Raw genomic sequence first — 15,405 nt, 5'->3', positions numbered from 1 at the left:
TTTATGTGAAAAATAAAAAATTTGTAGTTGGTGGGGAGGAAAGGGGAACGACAAGTGGAAATGCGAGCGCTGTTTTGGGTAAATGACGCTCACAAATGAAGATGCGGTCGCTGTTTGGTGGAAATAACGACCGCAAATGGAAATACGGTCGCTGTTTGATAGAAACGACGACCGCAAGTTCTGATGCAAACGTTGTTTTGCTGAGACGACGTAGTCAAATGAGATAGCCGGTCCTGTTTCTGGAAAGTAAGACCAGCAAATGAGATAGCCGGTCCTGTTTCTGGAAAGTGGGGCCAGCAAATGAGATAGCCGGCCTTGTTTCTGGAAAGTAAAACCAGCAAATGAGATAGCTGGTCCTGTTTTGGGAAAATAAGACCAGCAAATACTCAGCTGCTAATTTTTTTCATAAAATTTTGTGCAAAAGAAAAGCCTGCCACGAAATGGCAAGCAGGAGTTAGTTTTTAATTAACCAGCGATTTTTTGTTGAGACAAATCGGCACGGCGGATGACTTTTTCATAAACGAAACATTCATCGGTAGGACCATAGACCCCAACGAGTTCACCGACTTTTTCAAACCCAGTCTTGGCAATCACGTGTTGCATTGCGCCATTGTTTTTATGGGTATCGATGCGGATACTGTCGATCTCAGGATGGTTTTGTTCGACTTCTTCAATCACTTTTTCAAATAATTGTGTCGCATAGCCATGTCCACCATGGTTAGAATGAATCGCAACCCGGTGAATCACGATGTAAGCTGTTGTATCAACCAGCCACTTACCATGTAGCTGATCATAAGAGTGATCGGGTGCCGTCACTAAAGAGAGGGCACCAATTGTTTCATGGTCGGCAGATTCAGCTAAAAAAGCAAAGCCGTGTTCAATATCGTATTTAACATGCTCACGAGAAGGATAATCTCCTTGCCATTGGTCAACGCCTTTTTCGGCTAATTGGTCACGGCCGTCAGCTAAGATTTCGATGATCTGATCGAGGTCAGACATTTTTGCACGATTAAGTTTCATATAGGGACCTTCTTTCTAACAAATAACAGGGCAGAGTGAGGCGTCTAAGAGACGAGCATTATCATGACCTGACCTTTAATGCGCATTTGGCATTGAAGGTTGGGGCGAGATAAGCAGAATCTCTTGCCTCACGGAGCTCGACTAAAATACCAGAGCTGAACCAGCCGGTACTTTGTTTTCCGCTGTTGAAAAGCGCATAAAAATATTTTACTGAAAAAAGGGTCGATTGCAAACAATTTATTTCCATTATTAGAAAAAATTAACTTAACTGTTGAGAACGTTAACTTTTCCACAAAAAAGCCGATTAAACAGTTAAACAATAATTTGAGCGTTATTTCTAATAGTTCATACTTTGAAACTTGTGGTTTACTTATCAAATAATTAGTTCTAGGATAATAAGTGGTAGTAAACTTAAAATTATGTGTTAAAATAATGATTGCGGTACCATTACTGTAAAATAAGAGTTTTAACGACTATCGAGGGGAGAGTGACTAAAATATGACACAAAATATATTTCAGGTGGCTCATTGTGGTCAATTTGATTTGCATTTAGACATGAAAAAATTGACTATTTCCCAGAAATTTCTCGATAATAGTCAACGGACTAAAACTTTTCAACTATCGATGTTAGAAGTTCTGAGCTTTTTGGATGTGGTTGATCAGTATAACACGGAAAGATACCGGGTCTTACATGGTCAAATTAACCCACACTGGTGTTTGAAACTATTAAAGTATATTGAAGAGAGTTATCTGGTCAAAGAAATTGAACTGCCTGAGCTGCAAGCTTAATTTTTCAGGCTGATTTGGCGATGGGGAAGTTGGCTAGTTTACCAGGCCATAACCATTTAAAACAGCTGTGAAAAACTTAGCAGCTGAGTGTTTAAGCAGAACTACTTAGAAAAAGTTGCCTTTCTTGCAAATGAATGCAGGCGAGGCAACTTTTTTGTTTGCCCAAATTATGAAATCTATTCAGAAAGTGACGACTCGTCTGACCAGCTAAAAATCTGTTATCGGTAACATCGTTAATATGGCGCGATGCCTGTTAAAACGGGCAAGAAAACGATTGCTACTGCTCTTTTGGCAATGCTACTATAAGAACGTAAATATAGCGTTAACATTCATGACTGAATTGTGACAGGCTTTGGTGATTAGGTAAGGTCACTGAACCAAATCAGACTAATAGGGCGGAGTGAAACGATTAGAAAGCGAACACCATCGGGACCTGGGAGGAATGCGTCTTAGGTATTACCTCCAGGTTGGGATGGGCGGAACTTTCTGTTTCAAGCAGCTCGACTAAAAAACACAGAGCGGAGTGGGGCGTTTAAGAGACGAGCATTATTGTGACTTGGCCCTTAATGCGTTTTAGGCATTGAAGGTTGAGTCAGGATAAGCGGAATCACTTGCCACAAGCAGCTCGACTACTAAAGGAGTTCGAAAGTATGGAACGGATATTTGAAATTGATCCCTGGAAACTGGTGACCCATTCCTTGGATCCTGGCAATAAGAGGCTGCAAGAAAGTTTGACTAGTATTGGGAATGAATACATGGGCATGCGCGGCATGTTTGAAGAAAAATACTCAGGTGATACGCATCACGGCATTTATATTGGGGGAGTTTGGTATCCTGATAAGACCCGTGTTGGCTGGTGGAAAAACGGTTATCCTGAATACTTTGGCAAGGTGATCAATGCAGTCGATTTTGTCAGCGTTGACCTGCAAATTAATGGTCACTCGGTTGATTTGGCCAAGGATGAGTTTTCAGACTTTACTTTGGAATTAGACATGCAACGCGGTCTGTTGACCCGGAGCTTTGTGGTCAAAGTTGGTCAAGCACAAGTTTTGATCAAGTCAGAAAGATTTGTGAGTGCCGCTCAAAAAGAATTGTATGCCAATCGCCTGCAATTTAAAAACTTAAGTGACCAAGCTGTTGAATTAAAAGTGACCTCTGTGATCGATGCCAATGTCATCAATGAAGATGCCAACTATGACGAGCAGTTTTGGAATGTTTTGAACAAACAAGCACAGCCTGAAGAACTGTTTTTGACAGCGCAAACCATCCCGAATGATTTTGGGACACCGCGTTTTACCGTTGCGATGGCAGCCCAGCACCAAACTTCATTACAGGCACAGGCACAAAAAGTGACCGATCAGGCCGTTAGCGGAATTTGGCAGGAACAATTAGCGGCGGGAGCTCAGGCTGTTTTTGAAAAACGAGTGCTCGTGACGACTTCACGTGACTATGAGCAGCAAGCTGAAATTGAAACAGCCGCTCACAAATTAGCGACAGCCCAGGCCGCAACTTCTTTTGACGACCTCTTGGCTCAACATGCGGCAGTTTGGCACCAACGTTGGGAAAAATCAGATGTGGTCATCTCTGGTAATGCCGAGTCACAACAGGGGATCCGGTTTAACCTCTTCCAGCTGTTTTCAACTTACTATGGCAGCGATAGCCGACTCAACATTGGCCCGAAAGGCTTTACCGGTGAAAAATACGGCGGTGCGACCTACTGGGATACAGAAGCTTTTGCCGTCCCATTTTACTTGGGCGCAGCCCCAGCTAAAGTGAGCCGAAACCTACTACAGTACCGCCATAATCAGTTGAGTGGTGCTTATCATAATGCTCAGCAGCAAGGACTGGCGGGCGCGCTGTTTCCAATGGTGACCTTTAATGGAATCGAATGTCATAATGAATGGGAGATCACCTTTGAAGAGATCCACCGGAACGGGACGATTGCTTATGCAATTTACAATTACACCCGTTATACCGGTGACCGTTCTTATGTGCAAAATGACGGTTTTGATGTACTCGTGGGGATCGCTCGTTTTTGGGCGGACCGAGTTCATTATTCCAAACGGCAGGGTCAGTATATGATCCACGGCGTGACTGGACCAAACGAATACGAAAATAACGTTAATAACAACTGGTACACCAATACTTTGGCCAAATGGTGTCTCGAGTATACGGCACAAATCGCGCAAGAAGTGAGTGCACAAAAGCTGGCAGACCTAGAATTAACGTCAGCGGAATTAGCGCACTGGCAAGAAATTGCCCAACAAATGTACTTGCCATTTGATGAAAAATTGGGGATCTTTGTCCAACATGATACCTTCTTGGATAAGGATCTGACCCCAGTCGCAGACTTGCCTCAAGATCAGTTACCGTTAAATCAGCACTGGTCCTGGGATCATATTTTGCGCTCACCGTATATCAAACAGGCCGATGTTTTGCAGGGCATCTACTACTTCATTGACCGATTTACACCGGAAGAAAAACGCCGGAACTTTGACTTTTACGAACCGTTAACAGTCCATGAATCTAGTTTGTCAGCCGCAACTCATGCAGTCCTGGCAGCTGATCTGCATAAAGAAGAGAAGGCTTTTGAGATGTATTCTCGGACGGCCCGACTGGATCTGGATAACTACAATAATGATACTGAGGATGGGTTGCACATTACCTCGATGACTGGTTCGTGGTTGGCGATCGTGCAAGGCTTTGCTGGCATGCGGGTCAAAGACGATCAGTTACAGCTGGCACCATTTGTTCCGCAAGAATGGACAGGCTACCAGTTTAGACTTAATTTCAGGGGCCGACTGTTAGAAGTTGTGGTTGATAAGAATGGAACTAAGCTTAGCCTACTGCAAGGCGAGCCGCTTGAAGTGCTGGTCAATGATCAGTTAGTGGAGGTGAAATAATGCAGGGAGTCTTATTTGATTTAGATGGGATCTTGACGGATACTGCAAAATTTCACTTTGCGGCTTGGAGTCGTTTGGCGCAAGAAAAGCTGGGTGTAACTTTACCAGCCGAGTTTGAAAGCAGGCTCAAAGGAGTGAGTCGCGTCGATTCACTCGTCCGGATCATGGACTATGCTCAGGTGACAGACCAATACACTCCTGAGCAAATTGAGCAAATGGCTAACGAAAAAAATGGTTATTATGTTCAGGCCATCGAGAAGTTGACACAGGCAGATATTTTGCCAGGGATTCCGGCTTTGTTAGCGGAACTAGCTGCACGAAAGATTCCCTGTGTAATTGCTTCGGCTTCAAAAAATGCGCCCCTGATCCTAAAAAATTTGGGCTTAACTAGCGAATTTGCGGCCATTGTCGACCCTGCTAAAGTTGCACACGGCAAACCGGCACCGGATATTTTTAGCGCTGCGGCTCAGGCGATTGGAGCCTCTCCAGCAGAGTGTGTCGGGGTGGAAGACGCAGTTGCAGGCATCACAGCAATCAACGCAGCTGGTGCAGTCGCAGTTGGAGTGGGCGATCCGCAGGAACTCGCTGCTGCTGAAATAATTGTGCCTACTACGGCTGATTTGACTTATGCTGTGTTAGAACAAGCCTATCAAGCAAGAGCGAAATAAAATTAAAGTCAAATGGAGACTATCAGTTGGTGGTCTCTATTTATTTGGGGATAGTCAACGCTGGCTGTAGACAAAAGATTGGGAAAGTGACGTGTACAGCAAGATCTGTAGACAAAAGATTAGGAAAGTGACGTGTACAGCGAGATCTGTAGACACAAGATTGGGAAAGTAACGTGTACAGCAAGATCTGTAGACATAAGTTTGGAAAAGTAACGTCTACAGCAAAATCTGTAGACGTAAATCTAGCAAGGAAGCAGATTTGCGTACCAAATTAGCACAAAGTGAAACACGAAAAACTATTTTGCTAGTTTGAATGGGACAATAACTTCAAAAAACTTAATTGAAGCACGAGCCAAAAAAACTTATTATTATTGTAAGAGAGTTGAGGGTGTGGAGAGTAAAGAAATATGAGAGGGGCTTGTGAATGACAACTTTAAAGGATGTTGCTGACCAGGCGCATGTTTCACGCATGACAGTTTCACGTGTGATCAATCATCCGGATAAGGTGACTGACGAGGTCAAACAGTTAGTTTATCAGGCAATGAAAAACTTGGACTATCATCCAAATGCAATGGCACGTGCCTTAGTTAATAATCGGACACAAATCGTCAAGCTTTTAGTCCTAGAAGAAATGACGACAGTTGAACCATACTATATGAACCTGTTAACGGGGATCTCGAAGGAACTAGAAGAGCACCAGTATGCTTTGCAGTTGGTAACGGAAAACAGTTTTGAGATTGGGACCTGTGACGGCTATATTATCACTGGCATGCGCCATGAAGATTATCAATGGATCAAGGAACTGAAATTACCATTTGTGCTGTTCGGTGAAAATCGCTATGGTTATGATTTTGTGGACTCTGATAACAAAATGGGCGGTCAACTGGGGACCGAATATGCAATCAAACGCGGATATGAGCACTTGATTTATGTTGGCATCGATTTGGCAGAGCCGTTTGAATATTCGCGGGAAGCCGGTTATTTGCAAACAATGCAAGAAAACGGCTTAGAACCGCAGATCATCCGGTCCGATAATCATTCGACGCAAATTCAAAGTTTTGTGATGGAGCACTGGAATGACTATCCGGAAAATACAGCTTTTGTTTGTGCTTCTGATCGGTTGGCATTGGGAGTGGAACGAGCAATTTTGGCCCAAGGCGGCAGTTTGCCTGATCAGTATGGAGTAATTGGTCACGACGGCGTCTTTTTGGATCAAGTTGCTTTTCCACAACTAACAACGGTCAAACAAGAAGTTGATAAAATGGGTGGGCTTTGTGCAAAAATGCTATTGGAAAAAATCAAAAACAATAATCAGGTCCAGGGTCAGTGTGTGATCGCACCGCAGTTGATAGTTAGGGACTCGACTAAATAATCACAGAGCGGAGTGAAACGGGAGAAAGCGAGCATTATCGGAACCTAGTAACTGATGTGCTTTTGGCATTGGTTACTGGGTTTGGATAAGCGGAACTTTCTGTTTCAAGTAGCTCGACTATAATCACAGAGCGGAGCAAAGCGGTTAGCTTCCGAGCATATCGGAGGCCGACCTTTGATGCGTTTTAGGCATTGAAGGTTGGACTTGGATAAGCGGAAGAAGCTGCTTTGAGTAGCTCGACTAATAATCACAGAGCGGAGCAAAGCGGTTAGCTTCCGAGCATATCGGAGGCCGACCTTTGATGCGTTTTAGACATTGAAGGTTGGACTTGGAGGCACGAAAATCTCTGATTCACGCAGCTCGCCTGCACAGGCTAGAAATCAACAACTGATTTCTAGCTTTTTTTTGAGCTCAATTTTGTTAGCGATAACATCCGGAATATGCTTGCTTTATCTTGGGTGATTGATTAAATTTAAAACAGATGAGCTGGGGAGGCGTTGTTGTTGAAAGTACTAACGAGCGGCGAACGAATTATTTACCAAATTTATCCAAAAAGCTGGCAGGATTCCAATCATGATGGGATCGGAGACTTAAACGGAATCACGTCTCGGCTGGATTATTTACGGGAACTAGGGATCAACACCTTGTGGCTAAACCCAATTTTTGTTTCTCCACAGGTTGATAATGGCTATGATGTTGAAAACTATTTCATGGTCGATCCGTCGCTAGGGACGATGGCTGATTTTGAAAATTTGGTGCAAGAAGTTCATGCACGCGGAATGGAAATTATTTTAGATTTTGTGATGAATCATACTTCGGACCAACACCCGTGGTTTAAAGATGCGATTTCTGACCCGCATAGTTTATACCGTGATTATTATTTGTGGCAGCCTGCACCACCAGAAGGCCAGCTGCCCAATAACTGGGCCTCTTTTTTTGGCGGCAGTGTCTGGGAAAAGGATCCTGGCGGCAGCGATGAATACTACTTTCACTTATTTGCCAAGGAAATGCCGGATCTAAACTGGAAAAATCAGGAAGTTCGGCGAGCCATGAGTGAAATTGGACAGTTTTGGCTGGAACGCGGTGTGGACGGTTTTCGTCTAGATGCTTTTATTCATACGGCTAAGGCCAACTTTGACCAGAACGTTTTTACGGCTGAACCTGAGCAACTGGAGTTGGCAGAAGAATACTACGCTAACTTGCCGCAAGCCAAGGAATACTTAGAAGAATTTATCGCTAGCTTGCGTGCAATCAAGCCGGATTTGTTTATTTTGGGCGAAGCGGCGAGTGCCGACCTTGATTTGGCAGCAAGTTATACTGACCCGCACCGGACCTTGTGCGATAGTGTCGTGACTTTTCGATACTTTGCAGACGACCCGGACCAAGAATTTGACCCGCAGTTACCGCGTTTTGGGCAACCGCATCAGCTGGATCTAAGGCAGTTTCGGCAAACGATGGTCCACTGGCAAACTGTCCTGCAAGATTGGAGTTATCCGACTTTGTATTGGAGTAACCATGACTTACCGCGAATTTTAGATAAGTTTGTGGGAGTCTTGCCAGAACAACAACCGGCGCTTGCTAAAATGCTGGCAGCTTTGATGTACTTGCAACGTGGGATCCCTTGTATTTATTACGGTGAAGAATTAGGGATGACTGCTGGCAAACTAGCAGATCCAGCTGAATTTGGCGAACAGGAGGTTGAGGAGTTCCTGCAGGCCGGCCTGAAGTTGGGTGATGCGCAAGCAGACTTGCTGCAAAGCTTGTCGTCGAGCCACAAAATGGGGGCACGGACGGTGATGCAGTGGAGCGATGGGGTAAATGCCGGCTTTTCAGAACAGACTCCTTGGCTAAAAGCCCAGCCAACACCAGCGAACGTCTTATTAGAGAGAAAGGACCCGGACAGTGTTTTGAATTTTTATCGTCAGGTCCTAGCCCTTAAAAAACAACCGCTTTTTGTGCAGGGGTCAATTACTTTTGACCTGCGGGACCCGGAACTGTACGTTTATACTCGCAAATTAGGGAAACAAACCGCCATAGTCTACTGTAACTTATCTGCCGCTACGCAACAGATCGACCTGCCAGCTGCGGCAGTGCAGGGGCGAGTCCAGCTAAAAAATCAGGCGCAAATTGACGCCAAACACCGCAAACTGACATTAAAGGCGTACGGTACGCTGGTCTTAGAAACAACGATAGTCGGTTAGTTTGTCCGCTTAAATTATGATGTGAAAGGATAGATCAAAATGGAAACTGCAGCTTTATATCACCGTCCTGATAGTGAGATGGCCTATTTACGCGACCACGACCACTTTCAGATCCGTTTACGCGCTAAACACGCTGACCTGGCCAAAGTGGAGCTCTTGTATGGAGACCCGTACGGCTCAAAGGTCAATGAAAAAGATGAGGGCAGCTGGGACTACCAGCTAGTGACGATGGAGCGTCGCTATCAAACGACTGACCATGATTACTGGGTCGCGGAGGTCAGCTTGCCGCTGCGCCGCTTACAGTACGCCTTTCATGTGTACGGCAGCGATGGGCAAGAGTATTTGTACGATGATCGCCGGATCTACCGGTACAGTGCCAATGGAATTGACCGTTTGGCTTGTTTTCGGATGCCGTACTTACATGAGGTTGACCGGATCGATCCGCCAGCTTGGGTCAAAGAAACGGTTTGGTATCAGATCTTTCCTGAAAGATTTGCGAATGGTGACCGTACCAATGATCCAGCGGGAACTTTAAAGTGGGGGAGTGTTCCGCCCACTGCCACAAACTTTTTTGGCGGAGACTTGCAGGGGATCATTGACCACTTAGATTATTTACAGGAGTTAGGGATCAACGGTTTATACTTGTGCCCGATCTTTACGGCGCATTCTAATCACAAGTACGATACGATCGACTACTTTAACATTGACCCAGCTTTTGGGGACAAAGAAACGTTTAAGGAGTTAGTTGATCAGGCCCATGCACGCGGGATGCGGGTCATGTTAGATGCGGTCTTTAACCACATGGGAGATTTTTCGATGCAGTGGCAAGATGTGCAAAAATACGGAGAAAAGTCACGTTTTGCCAAGTGGTTCCACATTCATGATTTTCCGGTCGGCTATGATCAAACGGACAATGATGAGTTTGCCGAAAACTTGAACTACGACGTTTTTGCGAATACGCCGCATATGCCTAAAATCAACACGGCAGATCCAGAGGCGCGTAAGTATCTGTTAGATGTTGCGACCTATTGGATCGAACAGTTTGATATTGATGCTTGGCGTTTAGATGTCGCTAATGAGATCGACCATGAATTTTGGCGCGATTTTTACCAACAAACGCACGCCTTGAAAGCCGACTTTTACGTTTTAGGCGAAGTGTGGCATTCTGCCCAAGAATGGGTCGGTCATCCTGAATTTGATGCAGTCATGAATTATGCTTACACCGAGCCGATCATCAGTCATTTTGTCGCTAAAGAAGTGACTGCCACGGAAATGGAAGATCAGCTGCAAGACCAATTGATGTTATACCGGGACCAAACAGACCAGGTGATGTTTAATGCCTTAGACACCCATGATACAGCGCGACTCTTGACTTTATGTGCGGGTGACCAGGACTTAGAACGGCAAACATTGGCGATGTTATTCACGCAAATGGGAGCACCATGTTTGTACTATGGAACAGAAGTCGGCATGGCTGGCGGTCCAGATCCGGATTGTCGTCAGTGTATGGTCTGGGATAAAGCACAACAAGACTTGACAATGTTTAAGTTCACTCAGCAATTAATTCAGCTCCGGCAAAAATATCAGGCGGTTTGGAGTACGGGCAACTTAGTTTTTGACCGTGAGCAAGCACAACAAGATGTGGTTTCCTTTACCCGAGCAACGGCGACCCAGCAAATTAAGTGCCGCTTTAATACGGGAACTGAAACAATCGGTTATCAGTTGGCAAATGACGAGCAAGTTTTACTAGACCAAAATACAACCAGTGACCAGCAGCTCCAACCAAACGGCTTTCTGATTACCCTGACCAATAGTAAGTGAAACCTGTTACCGGTAACACGGCGAAATCGGTTGCAGACGGTGGTGCTCCAGTGCATAATAATTTGTGGAGAGCAACGAAAAATAAAAAGGAGTGACTTTCTGATGAAAAAAAGTTTCAAAAAAGCAGGGATGCTTGCGTTAGCTGCAGGGATGACCTTATCATTAGCAGCTTGTGGTAATGGCGGTAAAAAGGATGCCGCAAAGGATACTAAAAAGACCGTGACGATCTCAGTTGATAAAGGCTACAAGGATTATATCAACGATGTGAAGGGCAAGTTTGAAAAGGATAATAAAGTTAAAGTGGTCGTTAAGACTCACGATGCTTTATCAACTTTGGACAACTTGAAACTTGACGGTCCTGCCGGTAAAGCTCCCGATGTAATGATGGCTCCATTTGATCGTGCTGGTGTCTTAGGTAAGCAAGGTCAGTTAGCAACAGTCAAACTGGCAGGCGACCGTTACAATTCTAAGGACAAAGCACTGGTAACCTTGAACGGTAAACAATATGGTCAGCCGGCTGTCATTGAAACTTTGGTAATGTACTATAACAAAGACTTAGTTTCTAAAGCACCAAAGACTTTTGGAGAATTAGAGACTTTGTCAAAGGATCCAAAATTCGCCTATGAAAATGACAAGACGAAAAATGTGGCCTTCTTGACTCAATGGACTAACTTCTATAACGCTTATGGCGTGATCAAGGCTTACGATGGTTACATTTTTGGTAAAAACAACACCGATCCTAAAAACATTGGTTTGAATACTAAGGGCGGGGTTGAAGGTTTGACATACATGACTAACTGGTTCAAGAACGTTTGGCCAAAGGGAATGCAGTCCACTACTTCTAACGAAAACTTTATCACTGACCAATTTACAAAAGGTAAAACTGGCGTAGTGATCGACGGACCTTGGATGGCCGCTCAATACAAGAAATCTAAGATCAACTTTGGCGTTGCTCCGATCCCAACCTTACCAAATGGCAAAGAATATCAAGCATTTGGCGGTGGTAAAGCATGGGTCGTTTCTAACTACTCCAAGAGCAAAGCAATGTCTCAGAAATTTGCTGCTTATCTAGCAAATGACAAGAACCAACAGAAATTCTATCAAGCTACTCAAGAAATTCCAGCTAACGAAAATGCCCGCGCTGAAATTATCAAGAACAAAGATGATGAATTAACTCAAGCTGTGATCACACAGTTCAAGTCAGCTGATCCAATGCCTAACTTACCAGAAATGGCTGAAGTTTGGACAGGTGCTGAAAACTTGATCGTTAACTCTGCTTCTGGCAAACAAACACCACAACAAGCTGCAGACAAGGCAACTAAACAGATCAAAGAAACGATTCAACAAAAATATAAAGATTAATCCAGGGCTATGTACTAACCTGCTGGTTTATGATTAAGCAAGCAGTTCTTTTAAAAGTTTGGGCCTTACCTCCCAAACTTTTTTATATTATGAAGTGTAAGGCTTCACCGCTATATTTACAGAAAAGTTGAGTTGCACGGTGCTTTAGCAGTCTAGTCAGCTGCTAAAGACCAAGGCAACGCTATGATCCAAGCAAAGAAAAGTGGAACATCGATTTGTCAGCAGAAAATGGTGTTCACAGGTAAAGGGGAGAAGCAAGAATGAAAAAAAGTCCAAATCAGGCACTGGGATTATCAATTATTCCAGGACTCGGTCAGTTTTATAACGGACAAAAACTAAAAGCCGGGCTCTTTTTCGGGGCATTTCTGATTTTTGTCGTTGAAATGATCTTTTTCGGTTGGTCAGCTTTAACCGGGTTGATCACGTTAGGGACTGTCCCAATGGAAGACCACTCAATGTTTTTAATGGTCAAAGGAACCCTGCAATTATTGATCCTAGTAATTTTCATCATGTTTTATGTTTTAAACTTAAGGGATGCACGGCAAACAGCCAAGCAAATCAATGAAGGCCATAAAATTCCAGTTAGTTTTAGCGAAATGCGTGAATCACTGGGAACAAACGGTTTTCCTTACCTACTGACCATGCCGGCGTACTTGTTAATGATTTTTACAATTATTTTGCCAGTTTTGGTCACCTTATTCATGGCATTTACTAACTACGACTTTAACCACATTCCACCGGCACAATTGATCGATTGGAATGGCTTAGAGAACTTTAAAAACATGTTCTTCTTAAGTACCTACCGGGCAACGTTTGGCGCCGTCTTTAGTTGGACCTTAATCTGGACGATGTGTGCGACGACCTTACAGATCGTATTAGGGATTTTTGTAGCAGTTGTGGCGCACCAGGACTTTATCAAGTTCAAACGGATCTTCGGGATCATTTTCTTGTTGCCATGGGCTGTCCCAGCTTTCGTCACGATCCTGAGTTTCTCTAATATCTTTAATGATTCAGCGGGTGCAATCAACGTGCAGGTCATTCCATTTTTGAATCATATCTTTTTCACCCATATTCCGTCAATTGACTGGATGACTGATCCATTTTGGACCAAGGTGGCTTTGATCATGATTCAGGGCTGGTTAGGTTTCCCGTATATTTACGTCTTAGTAACAGGGATTTTACAGTCAATTTCAGATGATTTATATGAAGCCGCAACGATCGATGGTGCGACTGCATTACAGAAGTTTAACAACATCACTTTACCAGCAATTTTCAGTGTTGCTGCACCAACTTTTGTGACTCAGTACACGTTTAACTTTAACAACTTCTCGATCATTTACCTCTTTAACAACGGGGGACCTGGCGACGTTGGCGGTGGGGCCGGAAATTCAGATATTCTGATTTCTTGGATCTACAAACTAACGACAAACACCACGCCGCAATATGGTTTAGCTTCAGCAGTCACGATCATTATTTCGGCGATCGTGATCGGTGTATCACTGTTAGTCTTTAAGAAGACTAATGCATTTAAGATGGAAGGGTGAGAATAATGGCTGAAAAGATCCACACTAAAGGTAAAAGCTCGATCAAGCGGTCGCGTTTTATCAAATATTTTTTGACGTATCTGTTTATGTTGTTACTATCACTGGTCATCATTTATCCGTTATTGATCACCGTGATGACCGCCTTTAAGAATAGTGATGTCGTGGCCTTTACCTTGAGTTTTCAGGGACCATGGACATTGAAAAATTTCCAAGACCTCTTTATGACGACACTTTATGGTAAATGGTATTGGAACACCCTAGTGATCTCGGTGGCGACGATGGTGATCCAAGTTGCCGTTGTGACCTTGGCGGGGTACACTTACAGTCGGTATAGTTTTGCTGGCAAGAAGTGGTCGCTAACGTTCTTCCTAGTTGTACAAATGGTACCAACGATGGCTGCCTTGACTGCGTTTTATGTTTTGGGGATGTTGCTGAATGGTTTGGATCATTACTGGTTCTTGACCTTAATTTACATCGGTGGCGGGATCCCAATGAATACGTGGTTGATGAAGGGTTACTTTGATACCGTTCCGTATGACTTTGATGAATCTGCCAAACTAGACGGCGCCGGAAATTTCACGATTTTCTGGAAGATCGTGATGCCGTTAGTGAAACCAATGATCGCTGTTCAGGCTTTATGGGCCTTTATGGGACCATTTGGAGATTTCATGACCGCACGTTACTTACTGCGCGAAGAATCTAACTTAACGGTCGCAGTTGGTTTACAGCAGTTTATTTCTGACCCGAAAGATCAACAAGTCGCTTTATTCGCGGCTGGAGCAATTTTGATTGCTTTACCGATCTGTGCGTTGTTCTTCTATTTGCAGAAGTACTTTGTCACTGGTTTAACTGCTGGTGGGGCCAAAGGCTAAGCAAACTAGAAATTATCCGAGAATTGAGGAAACAAGTTCATGATAAAAGAGAGTTTTCCGTTTAATTATTTTTCCGTCTGGCTCAGTCCCACAAAAATGTTCCAAAAACGCCATGACTTACGCTGGTTTCAAATCGTGATCATCCTGTTGTTTTTGTTGGCTTTAAATATTTTGCCAGTACCATTTTTCTACCAAAAACAACAAAGCATGCCGTTAGACCTTTATTTGCCGCACGTGCAAAAGCTGTTGCAAAAAAACAGCAGTCAACTGCAACAGGCGAGTCAGGCTGGCAAGTTTGCTGATGGGCGGTATCATTTTGACCACGCGCAAGTGCTGCAAGAAGATCAGCAGGGCGTGGTGGGTGTTAACTTATCTGAAAAGCAGTTGGCACACACTAAAAATGCGGTCGTGTTAGGACAACGGTCGTTTATTTTTAAAGAGAATGGGACCGTTAACCGCTTGTATTACGGGGATAGCTTTCGGGCTGACCAGCCGTTGAAAAAGCAGTTAAATCAAGAATGGTATCACAGAAATAAAGCGGCAATTTCGTTTGCGATGCTGCAAAGTATTGGCAGTTTATTTTTGCTGACGAACCTAGTCTTTGTTTTTGGCGGCGGACTGATTTTGTGGCTGGGACGCAAAAGTCCCCTGATCACACTGGGATCATTTCGAGAAAGTGTAACAGTGATGGTCAACATCTTGGGACCAGTCAGCTTAGTGGTAGCGATCGTTGGCTTAGTGAAATTTGATGTTTCACTGCTGCTGACCTTACAAATGTTGGGTGCAGTGATGCTGTTGCTGACAATTTACGCTAAAACCAGGTTTAATGACGGAAATCTTAGTTAACGAAAAA

11 protein-coding genes are annotated in these 15,405 nt (G+C 44.0%); 10 read left to right on the top strand and 1 reads right to left on the bottom strand.

The window, feature by feature from the left end; all coding sequences use genetic code 11:
* Positions 1–465 precede the first annotated feature (465 nt).
* Positions 466–1,020 (bottom strand): GNAT family N-acetyltransferase, encoded by a 555-nt coding sequence (locus LPAF129_RS07410; RefSeq protein ID WP_244055544.1) that lies wholly within the window; start codon positions 1,018–1,020, stop codon positions 466–468.
* Between the two features lie 498 nt (positions 1,021–1,518).
* Here LPAF129_RS07410 and LPAF129_RS07405 point away from each other — a divergent pair, with 498 nt between their 5' ends.
* From LPAF129_RS07405 to LPAF129_RS07360, 10 genes are all read left to right on the top strand, one after another.
* On the top strand, positions 1,519–1,809 hold the full coding sequence (locus LPAF129_RS07405) for a hypothetical protein (RefSeq protein WP_244055543.1): 291 nt from the start codon (positions 1,519–1,521) through the stop codon (positions 1,807–1,809).
* Between the two features lie 650 nt (positions 1,810–2,459).
* Complete coding sequence (locus tag LPAF129_RS07400; protein WP_244055542.1) at positions 2,460–4,712, top strand: glycoside hydrolase family 65 protein; 2,253 nt, start codon at positions 2,460–2,462, stop codon at positions 4,710–4,712.
* Positions 4,712–5,380 carry a beta-phosphoglucomutase gene (gene pgmB / locus LPAF129_RS07395; RefSeq protein WP_244055541.1) on the top strand — a complete coding sequence of 223 codons (669 nt, stop codon included), beginning with the start codon at positions 4,712–4,714 and terminating at the stop codon, positions 5,378–5,380. Before LPAF129_RS07400 ends, pgmB begins: the two co-directional genes overlap by 1 nt.
* Positions 5,381–5,804: 424 nt before the next feature.
* Positions 5,805–6,752, top strand: a complete 948-nt coding sequence (locus tag LPAF129_RS07390) for a LacI family DNA-binding transcriptional regulator (protein WP_244055540.1) — start codon at positions 5,805–5,807, stop codon at positions 6,750–6,752.
* Between the two features lie 503 nt (positions 6,753–7,255).
* Positions 7,256–8,953, top strand: a complete 1,698-nt coding sequence (locus LPAF129_RS07385) for a glycoside hydrolase family 13 protein (protein WP_244055539.1) — start codon at positions 7,256–7,258, stop codon at positions 8,951–8,953.
* Between the two features lie 39 nt (positions 8,954–8,992).
* Positions 8,993–10,774, top strand: a complete 1,782-nt coding sequence (locus LPAF129_RS07380) for a glycoside hydrolase family 13 protein (protein ID WP_244055538.1) — start codon at positions 8,993–8,995, stop codon at positions 10,772–10,774.
* A gap of 102 nt (positions 10,775–10,876) precedes the next feature.
* Positions 10,877–12,136: an extracellular solute-binding protein gene (locus LPAF129_RS07375; protein ID WP_244055537.1), complete on the top strand. Its 1,260-nt coding sequence runs from the start codon at positions 10,877–10,879 to the stop codon at positions 12,134–12,136.
* A gap of 260 nt (positions 12,137–12,396) precedes the next feature.
* The gene (locus tag LPAF129_RS07370) at positions 12,397–13,680 is read left to right on the top strand and encodes a sugar ABC transporter permease (RefSeq protein ID WP_244055536.1); all 1,284 of its coding nucleotides are present in this window, start codon (positions 12,397–12,399) and stop codon (positions 13,678–13,680) included.
* Between the two features lie 5 nt (positions 13,681–13,685).
* Positions 13,686–14,552, top strand: a complete 867-nt coding sequence (locus LPAF129_RS07365; RefSeq protein ID WP_309296505.1) for a sugar ABC transporter permease — start codon at positions 13,686–13,688, stop codon at positions 14,550–14,552.
* 96 nt (positions 14,553–14,648) lie between these two features.
* On the top strand, positions 14,649–15,398 hold the full coding sequence (locus LPAF129_RS07360; protein ID WP_244055535.1) for a hypothetical protein: 750 nt from the start codon (positions 14,649–14,651) through the stop codon (positions 15,396–15,398).
* Positions 15,399–15,405: the final 7 nt, after the last annotated feature.

It is taken from the genome of Ligilactobacillus pabuli, assembly GCF_022836475.1.
Taxonomy (GTDB): Bacteria; Bacillota; Bacilli; order Lactobacillales; family Lactobacillaceae; genus Ligilactobacillus; species Ligilactobacillus pabuli.
This window is presented reverse-complemented; position numbering and strand designations above follow the sequence as displayed.

Excerpts from the sequence above, each read along its gene's own strand:
- pgmB (WP_244055541.1), top strand. The coding sequence starts at position 4,712 with ATGCAGGGAGTCTTATTTGATTTAGATGGGATCTTGACGGATACTGCA.
- LPAF129_RS07400 (WP_244055542.1), top strand. The coding sequence starts at position 2,460 with ATGGAACGGATATTTGAAATTGATCCCTGGAAACTGGTGACCCATTCC.
- LPAF129_RS07365 (WP_309296505.1), top strand. The coding sequence starts at position 13,686 with ATGGCTGAAAAGATCCACACTAAAGGTAAAAGCTCGATCAAGCGGTCG.
- LPAF129_RS07375 (WP_244055537.1), top strand. The coding sequence starts at position 10,877 with ATGAAAAAAAGTTTCAAAAAAGCAGGGATGCTTGCGTTAGCTGCAGGG.
- LPAF129_RS07405 (WP_244055543.1), top strand. The coding sequence starts at position 1,519 with ATGACACAAAATATATTTCAGGTGGCTCATTGTGGTCAATTTGATTTG.
- LPAF129_RS07410 (WP_244055544.1), bottom strand. The coding sequence starts at position 1,020 with ATGAAACTTAATCGTGCAAAAATGTCTGACCTCGATCAGATCATCGAA.
- LPAF129_RS07380 (WP_244055538.1), top strand. The coding sequence starts at position 8,993 with ATGGAAACTGCAGCTTTATATCACCGTCCTGATAGTGAGATGGCCTAT.
- LPAF129_RS07390 (WP_244055540.1), top strand. The coding sequence starts at position 5,805 with ATGACAACTTTAAAGGATGTTGCTGACCAGGCGCATGTTTCACGCATG.
- LPAF129_RS07370 (WP_244055536.1), top strand. The coding sequence starts at position 12,397 with ATGAAAAAAAGTCCAAATCAGGCACTGGGATTATCAATTATTCCAGGA.
- LPAF129_RS07360 (WP_244055535.1), top strand. The coding sequence starts at position 14,649 with ATGTTCCAAAAACGCCATGACTTACGCTGGTTTCAAATCGTGATCATC.